The organism is Pseudomonas sp. CCC3.1 (assembly GCF_034347405.1).
Lineage (GTDB): Bacteria > Pseudomonadota > Gammaproteobacteria > Pseudomonadales > Pseudomonadaceae > Aquipseudomonas.
In genome coordinates this window covers 651378-668381 of sequence record NZ_CP133778.1, presented here as the reverse complement: position 1 = coordinate 668381, position 17004 = coordinate 651378, and the positions used below count along the sequence as shown (strand labels likewise).

Below are 17004 nucleotides of genomic sequence, written 5' to 3'. Positions count from 1 at the left end.
GGCTATTCGACGCAAGCACTGATGTTGTTTGTAGCGAGCTACAAAAATTGTAGCTCGCACCGCCTTATTTGCCTCAACCAGCGCCCAAAGCCCCAGCCCGCCGGGCTTTGGCAAGTTGGCACAGCCCATGCAACACCCTGTTTATGCGCAGAGTGCGCCTCTCCTCAACAGGACAATGCAGATGATGCAATGGCATATCGTGTGTGATTTCGACGGGACCATTACCCGCACCGACGTCATCGACAACATTCTTCAACGCTTCGCCGACCCACACTGGGAGACGATCGAAGAACAATGGGTGCAAGGTGAAATAGGTTCGCGTGAATGCCTGAGCCGCCAGCTGTCGCTGGTCAAAGCCTCGCCAGCCGAGTTGCTGGCCTATTTCGACACCGTTGAGATTGACCCTGACTTTCCGGATTTCGTTGATCACGTCATCGGCCTTGGCGCGTCCATTGAAGTGGTCAGCGATGGCATCGAACAAGGCATCGCCCGCATTCTGGCCCGCCACTACGTGAGCCTGCTGCCGATCCTCGCCAACCGCTTGCGTCAGGTCGACCAGAACAGTTGGCGCATCGACTTCCCGTACGCAAGCGACGCCTGCCGTGCGGCCTCCGGCAACTGCAAATGCAAGTCCACCCCCAGCGGCAAACGCGTGCTGGTGATTGGTGATGGCCGCTCCGACATGTGCGTGGCGTCCAGCGCCGACTTTGTGTTCGCCAAAGACAGCCTGGCCGAACACTGCGAACGCAACGGCATCCCGTACGCACGCTTTGACTCTTTCGCCGAACTCCCGGCCTTGCTCGCCAAATTGCCAAGCAACGCCGCTAACGCCCCTCATTACTCTCGTGACCAGCAGGAACTCTTCAATCATGTCTGATATCCGAATCGCTACCGCTGAAGACCAGATTCTTCTGGAGAAAGAAGCCAAGTACTGCTCGTACGGCGACACCGTCCACTACATCGAACCTCCGCGTATTTTCAGCCGCTGCGAAGGTTCCTACGTCTGGGACACCGAAGACCAGGCCTACCTCGACCTGCAAATGTGGTACTCGGCCGTTAACTTCGGTTACTCCAACCCGCGCCTGAACAACGCCCTGAAACAACAGATCGACACCCTGCCGCAGATTGCCAGCCAATACCTGCACAAAGGCAAGATCGAGCTGTCAGAGCGCATCGCCGTCGACGCCAAAAACAAGTTCGGCCTCGACGGTCGCGTGCACTTCAACGTCGGCGGTTCGCAGTCCATCGAAGACTCCTTGAAAGTGGTCCGTAACGCCACCAACGGCAAAAGCCTGATGTTCGCCTTCGAAGGCGGCTATCACGGCCGCACCCTGGGCGCGTCCTCGATCACCTCGAGCTACCGCTACCGTCGCCGCTACGGCCACTTCGGCGAGCGCGCCAACTTTATCCCGTTCCCGTACCACTTCCGCGGCCCTAAAGGCATGACCAAAGAAGAATACGGCAGCCACTGCGTGCAGCAATTCGCCCGCCTGTTCGAAACGGAATACAACGGCGTGTGGGACCCGAAAGTCGGTCAGAGCGAATACGCCGCGTTTTACGTCGAGCCGATCCAGGGCACCGGCGGCTACGTGATTCCTCCGATGAATTTCTACAGCGAACTCAAGCAAGTGCTGGATCAACACGGCATTTTGATGGTGGTCGACGAAATCCAGATGGGCTTCTGGCGTACCGGCAAGCTGTGGTCGATTGAACACTTCGACGTCAAACCCGACGTGATCGTATTCGGCAAGGCGCTGACCAACGGCCTCAACCCGCTGGGCGGCATCTGGGCTCGCGAAGAACTGATCAACCCGAAAGTGTTCCCGCCGGGTTCGACGCACTCCACCTTCGCCTCCAACCCGCTGGGCACTGCGGTAGGTCTGGAAATGTTCAAAATGACCAGCGAAGTCGACTACGGCGCGATGGTCATGGCCAAGGGCAAGTACTTCCTGGAAGGCCTCAAAGACCTGCAAAAACGCTACCCGATCATTGGCGACGTCGACGGCCTGGGCCTGGCGCTGCGCTGCGAAATCTGCGGTCCGGACGGTTTCACGCCAGACAAGGCAACCCTGGACTATATGGTTGAAGAAGGCATGAAGGGCGACATCGACATCGACGGCAAGCGTCTGGGTCTGATTCTGGACGTGGGCGGCTACTACAAAAACGTCATCACCTTGGCACCGTCGCTGGAAATCAGCTACGCCGAAATCGACCTGGGCATCGCCCTGCTCGACCGCCTGCTGCATCGGGCGATGAAACGGTGAACGCGGCCGCTTTCACCACAGGTGATATCGATCTGGGAGAAGGCGACGCCGGTTTCGTTCTTGGCACGGGTGAGGTCGGGATCCTGTTGATCCACGGCCTCACAGGCACCCCGACCGAATTGCGGCGGGTGGCCCAGGGCTTGGCCAAGGACGGTACGTGCACGGTGTACGTACCCACCCTGGCCGGGCACTGCGGTGACAACAGCGACCTGCAAGCCACCGGCTGGCAAGACTGGTACGAAGGCGTGCGCAACACCTTCGCCGCCATTCGCCAGCGCCATCAACAGGTGTTCGTCGGCGGTTTGTCGATGGGCGCGGTGATGTCCATGTACGTGGCCTCCGAGCACCCGGGCCAAGTGACGGGCTTGCTGATGTACTCCACCACCCTGCGGTATGACGGCTGGAGCATCAACAAACTGGCGTTCATGACCCCGCTGCTGATGAAGATTCCGGGCGGCGTGCACCTGTGCAGCTTTGAAGAAAAGCCGCCCTACGGCATCAAAAACGAGCGCTTGCGGGCAATTGTCGAGCGCCAGATGAAAGCCGGCGAAAGCAGCAACGCCGGGCTGTTGACGATGGAAGGCGTGACCGTGCGCGAGCTGCACCGGATGAACGCGGTGGTGAAAAAACGCATGCCGTCGATCACCACCCCGGCACTCGTGCTGCACTCCATCGAAGACGACATCACCAGCCGCTGGAACGCCGATTACGTTGAACGACATCTGGGCGGCCCAGTGACCAAAGTGTTGCTCGACAACTGCTACCACATGATCACGGTCGACCTGCAATACCGCCGCGTGATCGAGCTCAGTGACGCGTTCGTGAAAAACAACAGCAGTACGTCGCAGCAAACCTTTGAGTATGTGCAACACGCCTGATCCAAGGACGCCCCATGATGACAGCCCAGGTCTTTTCATCCATTCAGGCCATCGACCGCGAGGCCTGGAATGACTGTTTTCCAGATGCTCTGGAGGATTGGGACTACATCATGGCGGTCGAAAACGCTGGCATAGAGGGCTTCGAATGGCGTTACCTGACGCTGTTCGATGGCCCTGCCCTGATTGCCGTCGCCACCGCATTTACCACCCGCTATCGCCTCGACACTACTGTTCAGGGCATCGGCAAGCGCTTTACCGGACACCTTAATCGTGTGCTGCCAGGGTTGATGCAGTTGCAGCTGTACGCCATCGGTTCGCCAGTGACGGAACAGTGCCGCGCGGGGACTGCCCGCCATGTTGCGGCGTCACAACGCCCGGCCCTGCTGGCCCAATTACTGACCTTGGCACACAGCGACGCAGCCCAGCTGGGCATCGGCTTGATCGCCGTCAAAGACGTGCCCAGCCACGATGATGACTGGATTCAAAGCTGCAAGGCCGCGGGTTTTCAGTCGATGCCGAGCCTGCCCAGCGCGATGCTGCCAGTACCCTTTGGCTCAGTTGACGGCTACCTCGGGTCACTGGGCAAATCCACTCGCAAGGACATACGCCGCAAGCTTCGCGCGCCAGAGCCGCGCGTGGAGTGGCGCAACACTATTGACGATGTCTTGCCCGAGGTCATGCACCTGTACGAAGCCACGCTGGCGCGCAGTGATTTGCAATTCGAACGCTTACCACCTGCCTACTTCACCGGTATCCTCCAGCAACTGGGTGACCGGGCGGTGTGCGTGTTGTATTGGGTCGGCGAGCAACTCGTGGCGTTCAACCTGGTGCTGATCGACGAGCACCGACTGATCGACAAATTTTTTGGTCACGACCTTGAACTCAGCCGCGAGTACAACTTGTATTTCAGAAGCTGGGTGGTGAATGTCGACTACTGTATTCGTCACAATATTGCGCTGTACGAATGCGGTCAGGCCGGATACGCCAGCAAAATTCGTTTGGGTTGCACCTTTCAGAGCAACACGTTGTTTTTTCGCCACCGCAACCGATGGATCAACAGCGTGCTCAAACTGGTCAAACTGTTCATCCGCCCTGATCGCCATGACCCCGCTCTGGCCGCAGCGATAAGCGAGTATTAATGCCGATCACGCCTGACTCATCGCGCAAGTCCCAGTTGTTCAAGGTTTCGCGCTGGACGGTACAGCGCAAGCTGGTACTGGCTTTTTGGCTGGTCAGCGTCATCCCGACCATGATCGCTGCCGAACTGGCGGCCACCACCCTGTCACAGATTTTCGACAGCAACGTGCGGGTCTGGCTGCAAGAGTCGACCAAGATCGTCAAAGACGAAATCAGCGAGATCCTTCAGGACAACGCCCGGGTCGCCAAGCTGTTCCTGCAATACACCCATCCGCCGTCGTCACATAAAGCCATTCGCCATGACCAGCTCACCGCCGACATCGCGGATGCGATGGGCATCGACGTGGTGGCGCTGATTCGCGACAGCGATCACAAAGTGGTGTTCAGCACCGCCAGCGATAACATCGTCGACCAGATCAGCCTCGCACCCAACGCCGTCCTGCAAACCATCAACGTCGGCGGCGTTCCTACTGGCACCGTGGTTTCGACCTTTCCTACGACTCAAGATGGCGTGGACTACCAACTGCTGGTCGCGACCTACATGGACAGCAGCTTCTTGACCAGCGTCGCCGATGTGCACTCCCTCGACTTGCGACTGTACCTGTCCAACACCAATGGTTTCGCCGAGATTTTCTCCAGCCAGCACTTCGATGACCGCCTGCCCATCTTGCCGCATGGCATTGAACAAACCCTGCGCACGACACGGCTGCCCAGCGAACAATTCACCAGCCGCTACAGCGGTTTGTACTGGCCCATCATGAACGACGCCGGCGAGCTGCAAGGCGTGATTTACAGCGGCCTGCTGCGCCACACCAGCCTCGTGGGGCTGGTTAACCAGACCAACTTGTTTGTGTTGATTTTTCTGCTGAGCTCGGTGCTGTCACTGACCGTTGGCTGGCTGGTGTCCGAGCGTCTGACACGGCCGTTGCGCGCGCTCTCTGAAGGCGTGCGCGCCGTGACCGCAGGCGATTACAGCCAGCGGGTGGGGGTTTCTGGGCACGACGAGCTGGCCGAGCTGAGCAGCACCTTCAACCACATGACCGTGCGGCTCGGCGAGCTGCATCACCTCGAAGCCCAGTTGCGTCGACGCGACCGCCTGCATGCACTGGGCGAAGTGGCCATGGGACTGGCCCACGAGATCCGCAACCCGCTGGGCATCATCAAAACTGCGACCCAGTTATTGCATCGCCGGGCCGACCTTGGCGAGACCGACAAACGCCATCTCGAATACGTGGTCAGTGAAGTCACGCGCATCAACGAGCTGATCACCGACTTTCTCGACTTCGCCAAACCCAGCGCCCCGGTTCGCTCACAGCAGCCCGCCCTGCCGTTGGTCGAAGACATTCTGGGTTTCTGCGAGCCGGAGCTTAAAACCCACAACATCAAGGCGCAGATCGACGATCAGGCGCCGGGAGCAACGCTTTACGCCGATACCCGGCAGTTGAAACAGGCCTGCCTGAATCTGATCATCAATGCCATCGACGCCATGCCAGAGGGTGGGCACCTGACATTGCGTATTGCCCGCGATGAGCGCGGTGATACTGTGCTGAGCATTATCGATACAGGCCAAGGCATCGAACCTGACATGATCGAACGCATTTTCACCCCTTTTGTGACCACCAAAGCCTCGGGCACGGGCCTGGGCTTGCCCAAGGTTTACTCGATTATGGAAAACCACGATGGGCGCGTTGAGTGCGTCAGCGAGAAAGACGCCGGGACCACGTTCAATTTGTATATCCCGGCCCACGGAGGGGATGAGTCATGAGTCATAACGTACTGGTTGTCGACGATGAGCCAAAACTGTGTGACTTGCTCAGCTCAGCGCTGACCCAGAACGATGTCCACGTTTTCACCGCAGGCAACGGCCTGCAAGCCCTGGCCATTCTGGAGCAGGAAGACATTGATCTGGTGATCAGCGACTGGCGCATGCCCGGCATGGACGGCCCGCAGTTACTGGCCGAAGTTAAACTGCGCTACCCGCAATTACCGGTGATCGTGATGACGGCCTACAGCACCGTCAAAAACGCCGTACAGTCGATGCGCAACGGTGCCTACGACTACATCGCCAAACCGTTCGACATCGACGAACTGGACATCACCGTCAGCAAAGCCCTGCAATTTCGCGACATCGTGCGTGACAACGCGCGCCTGCGCGCCGAACTCGACGAACACCAACACATCGACAGCCTGGTGGGCGAAAGCCCGAGTTTTCGCCGCGTACTGAGCGCCATCGATTCGGTGCGTGACAGCAACGCGACCATCCTGCTGACCGGCGAAAGCGGCACCGGCAAAGAGATGGTCGCCCGCGCCATCCACAAACATGGCAGCCGCGCCGACAAGCCATTTGTCGCGGTCAACTGTGCGGCGATTCCTGAAGGGCTGCTGGAAAGCGAGATGTTTGGCCATCGCAAAGGCGCATTTACCGGCGCCGTGGCGGACCGCGTCGGGCGTTTTATGCAGGCCGACAAGGGCACTTTGTTTCTCGATGAAGTGGGCGATATGCCGTTGGCATTGCAGGCCAAGATCTTGCGTGCGTTGCAAGAGCGGGTGATTGAGCCGGTGGGCGACCCGCGTGAACGTAAAGTCGATGTGCGCGTGATTGCCGCGACCAACAAGAACTTGCTTGAAGCGGTGGCCAACAAAGAGTTTCGCGAGGACCTTTACTACCGCTTGAATGTGTTCCCGATTCCGCTGCCCGCCCTGCGCGAACGCGTAGAAGACATCGCCCCGTTGGCGCGACACTTTGCCCACAACCTGGGGGCAACAGCGGGTAAACGGATCAGCGGTTTCAGCCCTAGCGCCCTCCAGGCGATGGTTGAATACCACTGGCCGGGGAACATTCGCGAACTGCAAAACTGCGTAGAACGCGCCACCATTGTTGCCAACAGCAGCACGATCGAAGACAGCGATTTGCCGCCGTATCTGTTCAGTGCCCAACCGTTGCAAAGCAGCAGCGTGCTGACACCCGACGTGAGCGTACCGCCCGACCTCGAAGCCGCGCTGGCTGAAGTTGAAAAGGCCTATATCCTGGCGGCCTTGCAACAGGCTCAAGGGGTACAGGCTGCGGCCGCACAATTGATCGGAATTTCAGAGCGCAGCTTTTGGTATCGCCTGAAAAAGCTGGATATTCATGTCGACAAGATTGCCAGGTGATACTCACCTGGCCTCTCGGGGCACGTTTAACGAATGGTGTAATTGATATGCAAAATAATGTCATTCAGGCTCAGTAACATTGCCTGCTGGTTAGGGGTACTTGCCTTGGCCTGCTCAATGGCGTTCGGAAACACCAGAGAAAACTCCGCGTCATTCACAGGTAAGCCTTCAAACGGCAAATATTTCCCATCGTTGAAGTCCAACTGAAACAAGCCACTGTCATCCATACCATTAGAAATCGCCACAGCCTTGCAACCGTCCGCTATCGGTTGATTGCCCGAGTAACTCAATAAAGCCAGTACGTTTTGATACGGGCCCAGAAGCACGGGTAGCGAGACACTCAACGTCTTGAGCAAACGCCTCGCCCCCAGTCTGGCCGGGTAGTCGTTCGTAATATTCATGTCCTTGAGATTAAAGGTCAGGGTCAGGTCCCTGTCTGTCAACGTCACCGTCACCTTGGACGGTTCCTCTTGACGACGTACGGGCGCAGGAGGGGTCTGTGACAGTTTTTCTTGAATGTCTGTGATCAGACTTGGGGACAGGGACAGCAGCGAGACCGTTTTGCGCACCTCCAAAGCCCGATGATCCCACTGCAGGTACGCGTTTTCCATCTGCTGCAGACTCAACAGCAGACTCTCACCGGCCAGCAAGCCTTGATACAGATCGTTCCAGTTGCCAGGGCGCAGGTAATTACGCGCATCCAAGGTTTCCCAACGCAGGCTGGTCTGCGTCTGAGTACACAGGGCGGACACCGTGTCGTAGAGCTGGTAATACAGAGTGGCCAAACGTGCAGCCTGCCAGTTGAACAGGGCCTGGCCAGTAAAACGGGTGTTCAGTACTTCCAGTACCGCTGCGCTGTACGCCTGTTCCAGCTCGGTCTGTTGTCGCTGCTTGCGGGTCATGGCGATCTGTTCAGTGAGGGCGCCAATCTGGCTCGTCATCTGCTCAACTTCACGGCGCGCCTGGTCACGCTGTAAATCCCAGTCCTGACGCCGGCGCCGGTATTGTTCAGACGTATCAACCTTGATGGCTTCCCCTTGCTTCTGGCTGGATTTAATCATCATCACATCGCTGACCGCACTGACGAGACCACCGACCTCCCCCCAGCCCACGGCTAAACCGGCCACATTGGGGAGCAGGTTCAAGCCTCCTGCAACCACGCGCAAGACACCTGCAGTGACCTCAAGCGCATTCGCGTCACCGCGCAAATCCATCGCATGCTGTTCACGATTGGAAATGTTCTCACTGGACAGTAGGTCGTAATGCTGCTGACGGGCCAGCACCGTGGCCTGGGTTATTTTCATGCCTTCAAGGGTGTGCTCAAGCGAAGCAAGGTTGGCCGCATGCACCTCGTTCATAATGGCCAGCAGGCCGCCTTGATGGGTTTGTTGCAACACGCCCAGCGCATCGGCGTCCCGTCGCTCCAGCACACCTTGCAAACTAGCCCCGAACTGGATCACCTGTTGCACCGCATTGCGCGCCCGTTCCAGCAGCAGCGGGAAGCGTTGCGGCCATAGCACCGGGGTGACACTCGCCTCCACAGAGCCCGTGCCATCGCCCGCCAAACGCGCCAATTGCAATTTCGCGGGGTCGATCGCAGGCTCGAACAACGCCAACGACAACGGCTGGCCATCGATGGACAGGTAACGCCGCAAGTTGTAGAGCCGCGCTTCAAAACGGTCCCAATAGGCCAGAACGGCGGCATCGACCGGCGCCCGGAACGGCCCGTTAACCACCGTAATTTGTTGCGCTGATGCAGGGGCCAGCAGCGGTAACTGCTGCTCAACCAACTGTTCCAGCGCTAACAAGCGCAGATTGTCGGCAGCGCTGGCTTCTGCCAGCGTCGGAGCATCCCACGCCAGGGCTAACGGCAGGGTCGGGCGCGGGCCGAGCATTTGCAGGGCTTGCACATACCACATGCGGGCCTCACCGAGGCTGTCGCGGGTTTGCTGGCGATACAACTGGTCGCCGCGTGCCGACAACAGTTCAAGCGTGCGCAGGTACACGGCCAACTTGTAGTGCATAGGGTCAGCGGCAGCGATGACATCGGGGTCATCGGTGTCAGTTGGGGACGAAGGGTTCCAGGCGACATCTTCCTGCAACGGGCGCACATTCCAGTAGCGCGGCTGAGTACCGATCATCTGCAACTCGCCATTATCATTGCGATAGCCTGCCGGATCGAAGATACGCTTAAACCAACGCTCGGCCTCGTCAAAACGCTGCTCCGCCAGCAAGCGGTTGGCAATCAACAGTGGGGCATGAAAGAACAGTTCCCATGTATAAAGCCCAACACCGCCTTCGTAACTCAAAGGACGCGTAATATTGGCGCCATTGTATTCAGTCGGGTCCACCGGGAGTTGCTGTACATCCCACGACAGCAACGCATCTACGCCTTCCAGCATTTTTTGTTCAAGTAATGAACCGGCCAGGGTGGTGAGTACCATTTCTTTATACTTTCCGGATTTCGTGTACAGCAATTGAGTCTGGCCCGCGCTGTCATAAGCAGTCGTAACCCATAATTGCGCTTCTGGAAAATAATTAGATACTCTTGCTGGAGTGCTCAAATTTGTGCGTATTAAAGAAACATACTCATCATAAAACCTAGAACTTTCTATTCTCAGCACATATAAGTCGCTATTAGCAAAATCACTATATTTAATAGGCACGCTTACATTTACAGAACCTTCAAACTTCAGATCAGAGGATAAAACATCTGAGATTTCCAGATCCCAGCCCCCCCCCACGCCCCTAGAAATAAAAAAACGCAAATCAGGAACAAAAGGTAGATCCCAACGCGCATTTAATTCAATCTTCAGAGCACCAGAAGAGTCTTTAGAAAAAGCCCAATCAAATAGAACAATTAGTACGGCCTCTCCACTATGCCAATAACTATATGAATAAAAACTCGTTACTTTATTATCACCCGTCACAACCGCCGCCTCAAACTTCAAAGGCTGCAACACTGGAATATCGAAATGATCATTATAATAAATGATGCTCATTATAAAATCCGCATCAAACGAACTTCCCGGGGAGTCAACAACTTGCAAGAGCTTACTAAAACACAACAATTTCAATCTTGAAGCACTCACAAGAAATACGCCCAACACCGGGTCAATACCAGGGGTGGTACTACGCAATTCAGCGGCAAAGACTCTCCTCGCATCGTGTTCGAGTAGAAGACTTCGAATACTCCATTGCCCACTGGGCCGTAACGTTGCAATCTGCAATTCATAAGAGTTGGTAACCCTTGCTGCACTTCCGGAGCTCCCTACTGAGGCAGAACTGGAAAATTCATGCACACACACCACATGCAACCGATTGGCAAAGTACACAATCGAAGGCTTTGAGCCCTTCATAGGCTGCAACGGTGCATCAATCTTTAGCCACTCGGTCCAGGCGGCCGGATTGCGGACTGTAGCCCCACTACCCACATCCGTCTTGTCAACTCGACGCCAGTAATACTCCCCGGTCGTACCGGTAATACTGCCGCAGAAATACGCGGCGCCCTGCTCGTTGGCCGGCTCGACCTGATAACCACTGTCATATCGAATATCCATCACGTTACGCAGGCTGCTCACATACTGCGTAAACGCCAGCTCAACACGCTCTTCGGTAATACGCCCCTGATTAATGGCTGACTCCAGTTCCACAAACAACTGCGTCTTGTTGTAGCGCAACTCGGGGTCGATGTAGCTGGCCGGGTAATGCAATAAGCGCTGCAACCCTGCCCAGTTGGCATAGCGCTTGTTATAGGCATTCCAGCGACTGAAATAGCCGTTGTGGCGCGAAGCCTCTTGCATGGCCTCCTGGTCAGTCTCAGGCTCCAACTGTTCTTGGCAGCGGTGCAAATACAGTTGGGTGCTGGCCACCGCTTCGGCAATCCGGCTGCTTTTGATCTGCCCGGACACCTGGGGGTCGATCAGCAGGTATTCGTAAAGGTCTTCGGCGGTGGTGATCTTGGCGGCGATTGAGCTGCTCAGACCGCGATGGGGAATGACATGTTTGAGGTAATACGGCACTAGGGCATCACGACGTGCCTGGTTCAAACCCGCCTGCAATTTCTCGTTCATGAAGTGTTCTCCCGGGTTAACCGTGTGCAGCAGCGATCACCATAGCGGCGATCTGCTCAAGTTTTGGCTGTTCAATAGCTGACCCGGCCAGCAGGCTGATAAGGAGTAAATTGGCTGGCGCTACGTTAAGCCTTTGGCTTAATTGCATCTTTTGCAGCAAAGGCCATAACGCCACAAAACTGCGGGGTATCGCGAGGTTAATGAGTACCTTGACTTGCGCCGAATCCCAGCCATGCAAATCACTGATGACGTGTATGGCGACCTCTGACGTCAATGCAGAGTCCTGCTCGGCGGCTCGCCTGAGGAACTCACGCGCTTGGGCAAACGGGACAAGCAACTGGCGCTGCCAGCGGCGATAACGTGACAGCAGCAGTAAAAAATCCAGCGTTAACAAGGGCGCTGTGCTCAAACCGGTCAACGCCGAGGGTCTCTGCGGGGCGATGCCTGGCATCAGCAGCGCCAAATCCTGCTCACCCAGTTCAGCCCAATGGCATACCTGCGCAAACTGGCGCAGAAGAAAAGCGTACTGAACGATGTGGGCGGTGTCCGTTTTATCGCCCTCGCAAAAGGCCTGAATGTCCTGCCAAAAAGGCAGCAGCCCATAATCGTTCAGGTCCGGATTCATCGTTGCCACCACCGTATCGACCCACACCAGCATGGCAGCGGCAATATTGGGTTTAAGGCCGAACTCGGCGCCAATATGACGCGCCAGTTGTGCGCTCATTACAGAGTCTTCTACAGCCTGCCGCTCGGGGCTGACCGTTTCACGCCCGGTCAGGGTGCTGTAAATATTTTCGATAAAGGCTTGCAGCTCAGAGGTGAGCTGAGTGGGATAGCCGCGGCCCGTGAGCGCGATCAGCTGTGCAGGCTCCAGTTGCTCTGCCTTCAACCAATCGACCAGATAACCCGTGCGCACCAACACGCCGAGCGCAATCTGGCCAGGCTTGGGCTGCGCCAGCGCCGTGGCAATGGCACCGGACTCACCCAGCAGTTCCCACACATTCAAGGCCTCAACCACGCTCAGGCCAAATAGCCTGGGGATGGCGACCAATCGGTAAAGCGCCGTGATATGGGTCAACTCCAACTTCGGCAAACTATTACTGCTGAAATCTGGCAGGTAATGCGCCAGCAGCACAAGGGTGGCGTCATCGATCTGCAAGCCTTGGCACAAGCGAGCACGCACGCTCAATGAAAACTCACTGAGCGTGACCGGATTGAAATCAATAGCGCTCTGCCCGAGCAAGTCAGTTGCGCCGAACAGGGTGGTATAAAACGACTGTTTGCCCGTGGTGTAAAAGGTATTGAGCACGCCGAGGCAGGCGGCAAAGCTATTGACCGTCATGCCATACCGCTCGCGCAGCGGCAGATAGATTGCCAACGCTTGCAGCGGTTTCGCCAATGAGTGATCGCTTATATCGTCGCAGGATTGACTGATCAGCCAGTCCAGCTCTTCAAAGGACAAGACTTTGACATGCTGGTGCAGACGAATCAGGCGGTTGAGGCGCTCGTAGGTCCGGCCATTACGGTTATACAATCTACTGTCAGCGGGAGCATTCGTATCAGGCGGCACCGGATGACCCAGCGCTGCTCCTACATACCAGTAAAAGGGTTTGGCTGGATTCACAGTTCCATCGTCCCATCCATTGATATAGCGGGCACCATAATCTTGGGCGTCTTGAATGCGTGGGACACTGTAAAAAATCAACGGGGCCGTGTCCGCTGTAACCTCCCCGCCACCCACCCCGCCCAAACCCTTACGCGCCCTAAGATACATAGGTTCATTAAGCAACGGCAAAAACTCTTCCAGCTGCATATTGGTATTAATAACGACAGACGTAGACTTCCCGGTGCGCCTGGAGGACTTACCAGAGAGAACATTCGAACCAATTCTCATCAGCCAATTTGTAACACTCCCGGAGGACACCTCGTAAGTACACCGGATTACTACTGTCCCGTATTGGTTAAGTTCAAATCTTAGTGGTGTGATAACAGCTTCAAATTGCCCAGGACAACTGACCGGAAATTCCAGTCCGCTCGCAAACTGTAATTCTTCAAGGGTGACTGTTAACGCATTATAAAAAGGCCCACCCCCTAACGCCTCGATAATAGTCTCCTCTGGCAGCTGAAGTGCATGTTTCAACTGACTGGCTTGTATAAATTGACTAGCTGCGCTTTGCCCATAGTATCTATAAACACTCCAATCAGTAGTGTTTCGACGCTCCGTCAATATCCTCAATAATTCCGGAGACATCTTCAGAGCATCGCGCGCATAATTCACAGGCATCTTCGTTGCCCAGCTCTGTAAATCGGTGTCTCGCCGGAGCGCCTGCCCTTGAAAATCGCCCAATATCGACCAAATATCGGCGGGGCTGCTTTTACGTGCTGCCAGCCCCTGAATGATCTTTTCGCTGGCATGGTTATAGGGCAGGTTCATCGGGTAAATCGCCGTGCGCAGCAATTCGTCAGCATCACCTTCGACACCGGCATCGAGTACTTCCAGGCTCAGAGCCAGCGTAGAGATTTCTTCATGCAGATTGGCGTCGCTCAGGATCAGTTGGCCCAGATCGGGACGCCTATTGTCCAATTTAAGGCCGCTCTCAACAGGGTGCAGCGGCTTGGCGGCACGGTACAAATCGGTCAGGTAACTGGCTGGGGAAAACAACGAACCTACCGAGTCCGGGTGAGCAAACTCAGTGCCACTGGCAGGACTGAACCAATCGTCATAGTTGCCACCATCACCCAGCGAGCGCAGCAGCATATCGCTGTCGTACCCCACACCCAGCTTGATCAAGCCCCGCACGGCAGGCTCGCTACGCGCGCACAATTGGCCGTAGAGCCGCGCCAGAGAGGCGGCACGGCTTTGCGCTTGCTCATAGAAATCGACAGCCTGATGGTGTTGCAACCCCAGTGCGGGCAGTTCCAGCAACTGTTTGACAACCTGAGTTCGACCACGACGAACCACCTCAAACACGGAGGTAAAACCTAGCCGGGTGAGCTGTTGGTTGAACGCTTGCAACGCGTCACGAGCCACAGCACTGCGCTCCGGAATGGGCGCCGTTTTGGCAGTGCCGGTTGCCTTGATTTTTTTAGATTTTGGCGGCGTGCTTGTGGCCTTCCTTCCCTTGTTGGCTGACTTCTTGTCTGTGTCTTTTTTCGCAGTGGGATTTTCGGACAACTTTTTCCCGACCATCACTAGGATTCCCAATTGGCGGCTTAATTAGCACCCGTAGGCATTACCTCTGCTATTCGCGGAAGTGGCAGCACGTAAATTCTGCTGAGATTGATTAAGCAATGCACAAAGGGGGTTGCCTACTGTAAGAAATGACAGTCCGGCATACCGTTTATCCGAAAACCATGGGGAGGATGCAGGGACGCTAGCGGGGGGACCCGATCGTCATACCGCTCCACCATGTCAGTGATGGCGTCGTATCGACACACACGGCAACATGAGCCAAACTCAACGCCTTCGTTCTGATCATCAAATTTATTCATGGAGCCATCGTGCTGGAAATTCGTCACCTCAAAACCCTGCACGCTTTACGCGAGTCCGACAGCCTGGTCGAAGCGGCCGAGCGTCTGCACCTGACTCAATCGGCGTTGTCGCACCAGTTCAAAGAGCTGGAAGAGCGCATGGGCATGCCGCTTTTTGTGCGCAAAACCAAACCGGTACGTTTCACCAGCGGCGGGTTGCGCCTGCTGCAATTGGCCGACGCCATGCTGCCGCTGATGCGCGCTGCCGAGCGTGATATCACCCGTTTGGTCGGCGGCACCGCCGGGCGCTTGCACATGGCGATTGAATGCCACAGTTGCTTTCAGTGGCTGATGCCGACCATCGACCAGTTCCGTGATGCCTGGCCTGAAGTTGAACTCGACCTGGCCTCGGGTTTTGCATTTGCGCCGCTACCAGCGCTGGCACGGGGTGATCTGGACTTGGTCGTGACCTCCGACCCGCAAGAAATTGCCGGCCTGACCTATGTGCCGCTGTTTACCTACGAAGCCATGTTAGCCGTGGCCAATCAGCATCCTTTGGCCAGCAAGCCGTTCATCGTGCCTGAAGACCTGAGCACAGAAATTTTGATCACCTACCCGGTCGAACGTGATCGGCTCGACATCTTCACCCGCTTTCTGGAGCCTGCGGATGTAGAGCCTGCGCAAGTGCGCACCTCGGAACTGACGGTGATGATGATGCAACTGGTGGCCAGCGGCCGTGGGGTATGCGGGATGCCGCATTGGGCGCTGCATGAGTACAGCTCACGCGGCTACGTACAGGCCAAGCGTTTGGGCGAGAAAGGGTTGTTCGCCACCCTGTATGCCGCCGTGCGCACGGACATGCTGGATGCGCCTTATATGCGTGATTTCTTGCTGACCGCTAAAGACATATCGTTCTCGACGCTGGACGGGGTGAGCGCGGTCAGGTAGTTGCGCACAGTGTGGGAGTCTGGCTTGCCAGCGATACAGACGACGCGGTTTGCCTGATAGACCTTGTCGATGCCATCGCTGGCAAGCCAGCTCCCACATTTATTCGTCAGTCTCAACCCGCCGCCGCATATGCACCCGGTCGTAATACGCGTCTCCCACCCGAATCGCACTGTCCTCCAGCCCCGATTGCTCAAAGCCACAACGCCGGTAAAGCGCCAGCGCGGCTGAGCTGTTGGCGCTCACCGTCAGTTCGACCACTTTGATCTCAGGCTCTTGCTCGGCCAACGACAACACGGCCTGCACCAACTGTTCGCCAAGCCCTTGCCCGCGGAAGGCTTGGGGCACGTACAGGCCAAACAGAGTGGCCTTGTGTTGTGCGTCTTCCCAGGGTTCGAACGCCAGGCCAACAATGCCCACCAGTTGTGCGTCGACAAAAGCGCCCAACAAGGCGCTCAAGTCATCCTCCAATTGCCCTTCCCACCAGCTCAACGGCAATGTCTCACGATGAGCAATGCTGGAAACAAACGCTTCCGGGTGCAGGGAATACGCTTGCAGCATCAACTGGCGGTAGGCCTTGGCGCGGGAGGGGTCAAGCAGTTCTATAGCCATTACAACGGGTCCCAATCATAAGGTTTTACGCTGTTCCAGCGTCAGCCTGACATCAGGCCAGCGATTGGCGATAAAACGGCAGGATCAGGTCGCGTGTCAAGGGCGCCAAAATCAGGTCGCCGTCCGTTGCCGGATCAATCCAGCGGACCTCTTCAATCTCGGCAGCCGGGGTTACGGGCTCGTCGATGGTGACCTGGAACAACTCGGCCTCCACGATAAACCCCGGCTCGTTGACGGCAGGCGCCGAGAAGTGGCCAAGGTACACGGCGTCCGTTGGCTCAATGTGCAGGCCAAGCTCTTCGTGCAGCTCACGGACCAACGCCTCGGCAGGTTGTTCGCCTGCATCAATCTTGCCGCCAGGCTGCATAAAAGCCTGAGTGCCGCGCTTGCGTACAAGCAGGGTCTGGCCGTTGGGCTCGATCAATAAAGCCGCCGCGATACGGATGGTTTTGGACATGAATAAGGACACCT

The 17004-nt window shown here is 56.6% G+C and carries 11 protein-coding genes; 7 read left to right on the top strand and 4 right to left on the bottom strand.

The annotated features are described in order from the left end of the window. The first annotated feature begins 181 nt into the window (after positions 1–181). The 6 genes from RHM56_RS03000 to RHM56_RS02975 are packed head-to-tail and all read left to right on the top strand — an operon-like array spanning position 182 to position 7432. Entirely contained in the window at positions 182–877 is a 696-nt protein-coding gene (locus RHM56_RS03000) for an MtnX-like HAD-IB family phosphatase (protein ID WP_322238406.1), read from the top strand. Further along, positions 870–2264: an aspartate aminotransferase family protein gene (locus tag RHM56_RS02995; RefSeq protein WP_322238404.1), complete on the top strand. Its 1395-nt coding sequence runs from the start codon at positions 870–872 to the stop codon at positions 2262–2264. Before RHM56_RS03000 ends, RHM56_RS02995 begins: the two co-directional genes overlap by 8 nt. Next, entirely contained in the window at positions 2261–3142 is an 882-nt protein-coding gene (locus RHM56_RS02990; RefSeq protein WP_322238402.1) for an alpha/beta hydrolase, read from the top strand. The genes RHM56_RS02995 and RHM56_RS02990 overlap by 4 nt, the downstream gene beginning before the upstream one ends. A 14-nt stretch (positions 3143–3156) precedes the next feature. Further along, positions 3157–4281 (top strand): GNAT family N-acetyltransferase, encoded by a 1125-nt coding sequence (locus tag RHM56_RS02985; RefSeq protein ID WP_322238400.1) that lies wholly within the window; start codon positions 3157–3159, stop codon positions 4279–4281. Beyond that, complete coding sequence (locus tag RHM56_RS02980; RefSeq protein WP_322238398.1) at positions 4281–6044, top strand: sensor histidine kinase; 1764 nt, start codon at positions 4281–4283, stop codon at positions 6042–6044. Before RHM56_RS02985 ends, RHM56_RS02980 begins: the two co-directional genes overlap by 1 nt. Continuing rightward, complete coding sequence (locus tag RHM56_RS02975; protein WP_322238396.1) at positions 6041–7432, top strand: sigma-54 dependent transcriptional regulator; 1392 nt, start codon at positions 6041–6043, stop codon at positions 7430–7432. Before RHM56_RS02980 ends, RHM56_RS02975 begins: the two co-directional genes overlap by 4 nt. Positions 7433–7458: 26 nt before the next feature. Here RHM56_RS02975 and RHM56_RS02970 read toward each other — a convergent pair whose 3' ends face one another. Continuing rightward, positions 7459–11505, bottom strand: a complete 4047-nt coding sequence (locus RHM56_RS02970; protein WP_322238394.1) for a neuraminidase-like domain-containing protein — start codon at positions 11503–11505, stop codon at positions 7459–7461. Between the two features lie 16 nt (positions 11506–11521). Then, positions 11522–14695 carry a Tc toxin subunit A gene (locus RHM56_RS02965; RefSeq protein WP_322238393.1) on the bottom strand — a complete coding sequence of 1058 codons (3174 nt, stop codon included), beginning with the start codon at positions 14693–14695 and terminating at the stop codon, positions 11522–11524. Between the two features lie 311 nt (positions 14696–15006). On the opposite strand from RHM56_RS02965, the gene metR reads away from it, so the two are divergent. Beyond that, positions 15007–15924: a transcriptional regulator MetR gene (metR, locus tag RHM56_RS02960; RefSeq protein ID WP_322238392.1), complete on the top strand. Its 918-nt coding sequence runs from the start codon at positions 15007–15009 to the stop codon at positions 15922–15924. Positions 15925–16023: 99 nt separating this feature from the next. Here the strand turns inward: metR and RHM56_RS02955 are convergent, their stop codons facing one another. Beyond that, positions 16024–16533: a GNAT family protein gene (locus RHM56_RS02955; RefSeq protein ID WP_322238390.1), complete on the bottom strand. Its 510-nt coding sequence runs from the start codon at positions 16531–16533 to the stop codon at positions 16024–16026. A 52-nt stretch (positions 16534–16585) separates the two neighbouring features. Then, positions 16586–16990 (bottom strand): NUDIX domain-containing protein, encoded by a 405-nt coding sequence (locus tag RHM56_RS02950; protein ID WP_322238388.1) that lies wholly within the window; start codon positions 16988–16990, stop codon positions 16586–16588. Positions 16991–17004 lie beyond the last annotated feature (14 nt).

Coding starts and splice junctions, on each gene's coding strand:
- RHM56_RS02955 (WP_322238390.1), bottom strand. CDS start 16,533: ATGGCTATAGAACTGCTTGACCCCTCCCGCGCCAAGGCCTACCGCCAG.
- RHM56_RS02970 (WP_322238394.1), bottom strand. CDS start 11,505: ATGAACGAGAAATTGCAGGCGGGTTTGAACCAGGCACGTCGTGATGCC.
- RHM56_RS02950 (WP_322238388.1), bottom strand. CDS start 16,990: ATGTCCAAAACCATCCGTATCGCGGCGGCTTTATTGATCGAGCCCAAC.
- RHM56_RS03000 (WP_322238406.1), top strand. CDS start 182: ATGATGCAATGGCATATCGTGTGTGATTTCGACGGGACCATTACCCGC.
- RHM56_RS02965 (WP_322238393.1), bottom strand. CDS start 14,695: ATGGTCGGGAAAAAGTTGTCCGAAAATCCCACTGCGAAAAAAGACACA.
- RHM56_RS02995 (WP_322238404.1), top strand. CDS start 870: ATGTCTGATATCCGAATCGCTACCGCTGAAGACCAGATTCTTCTGGAG.
- RHM56_RS02975 (WP_322238396.1), top strand. CDS start 6,041: ATGAGTCATAACGTACTGGTTGTCGACGATGAGCCAAAACTGTGTGAC.
- RHM56_RS02985 (WP_322238400.1), top strand. CDS start 3,157: ATGATGACAGCCCAGGTCTTTTCATCCATTCAGGCCATCGACCGCGAG.
- RHM56_RS02980 (WP_322238398.1), top strand. CDS start 4,281: ATGCCGATCACGCCTGACTCATCGCGCAAGTCCCAGTTGTTCAAGGTT.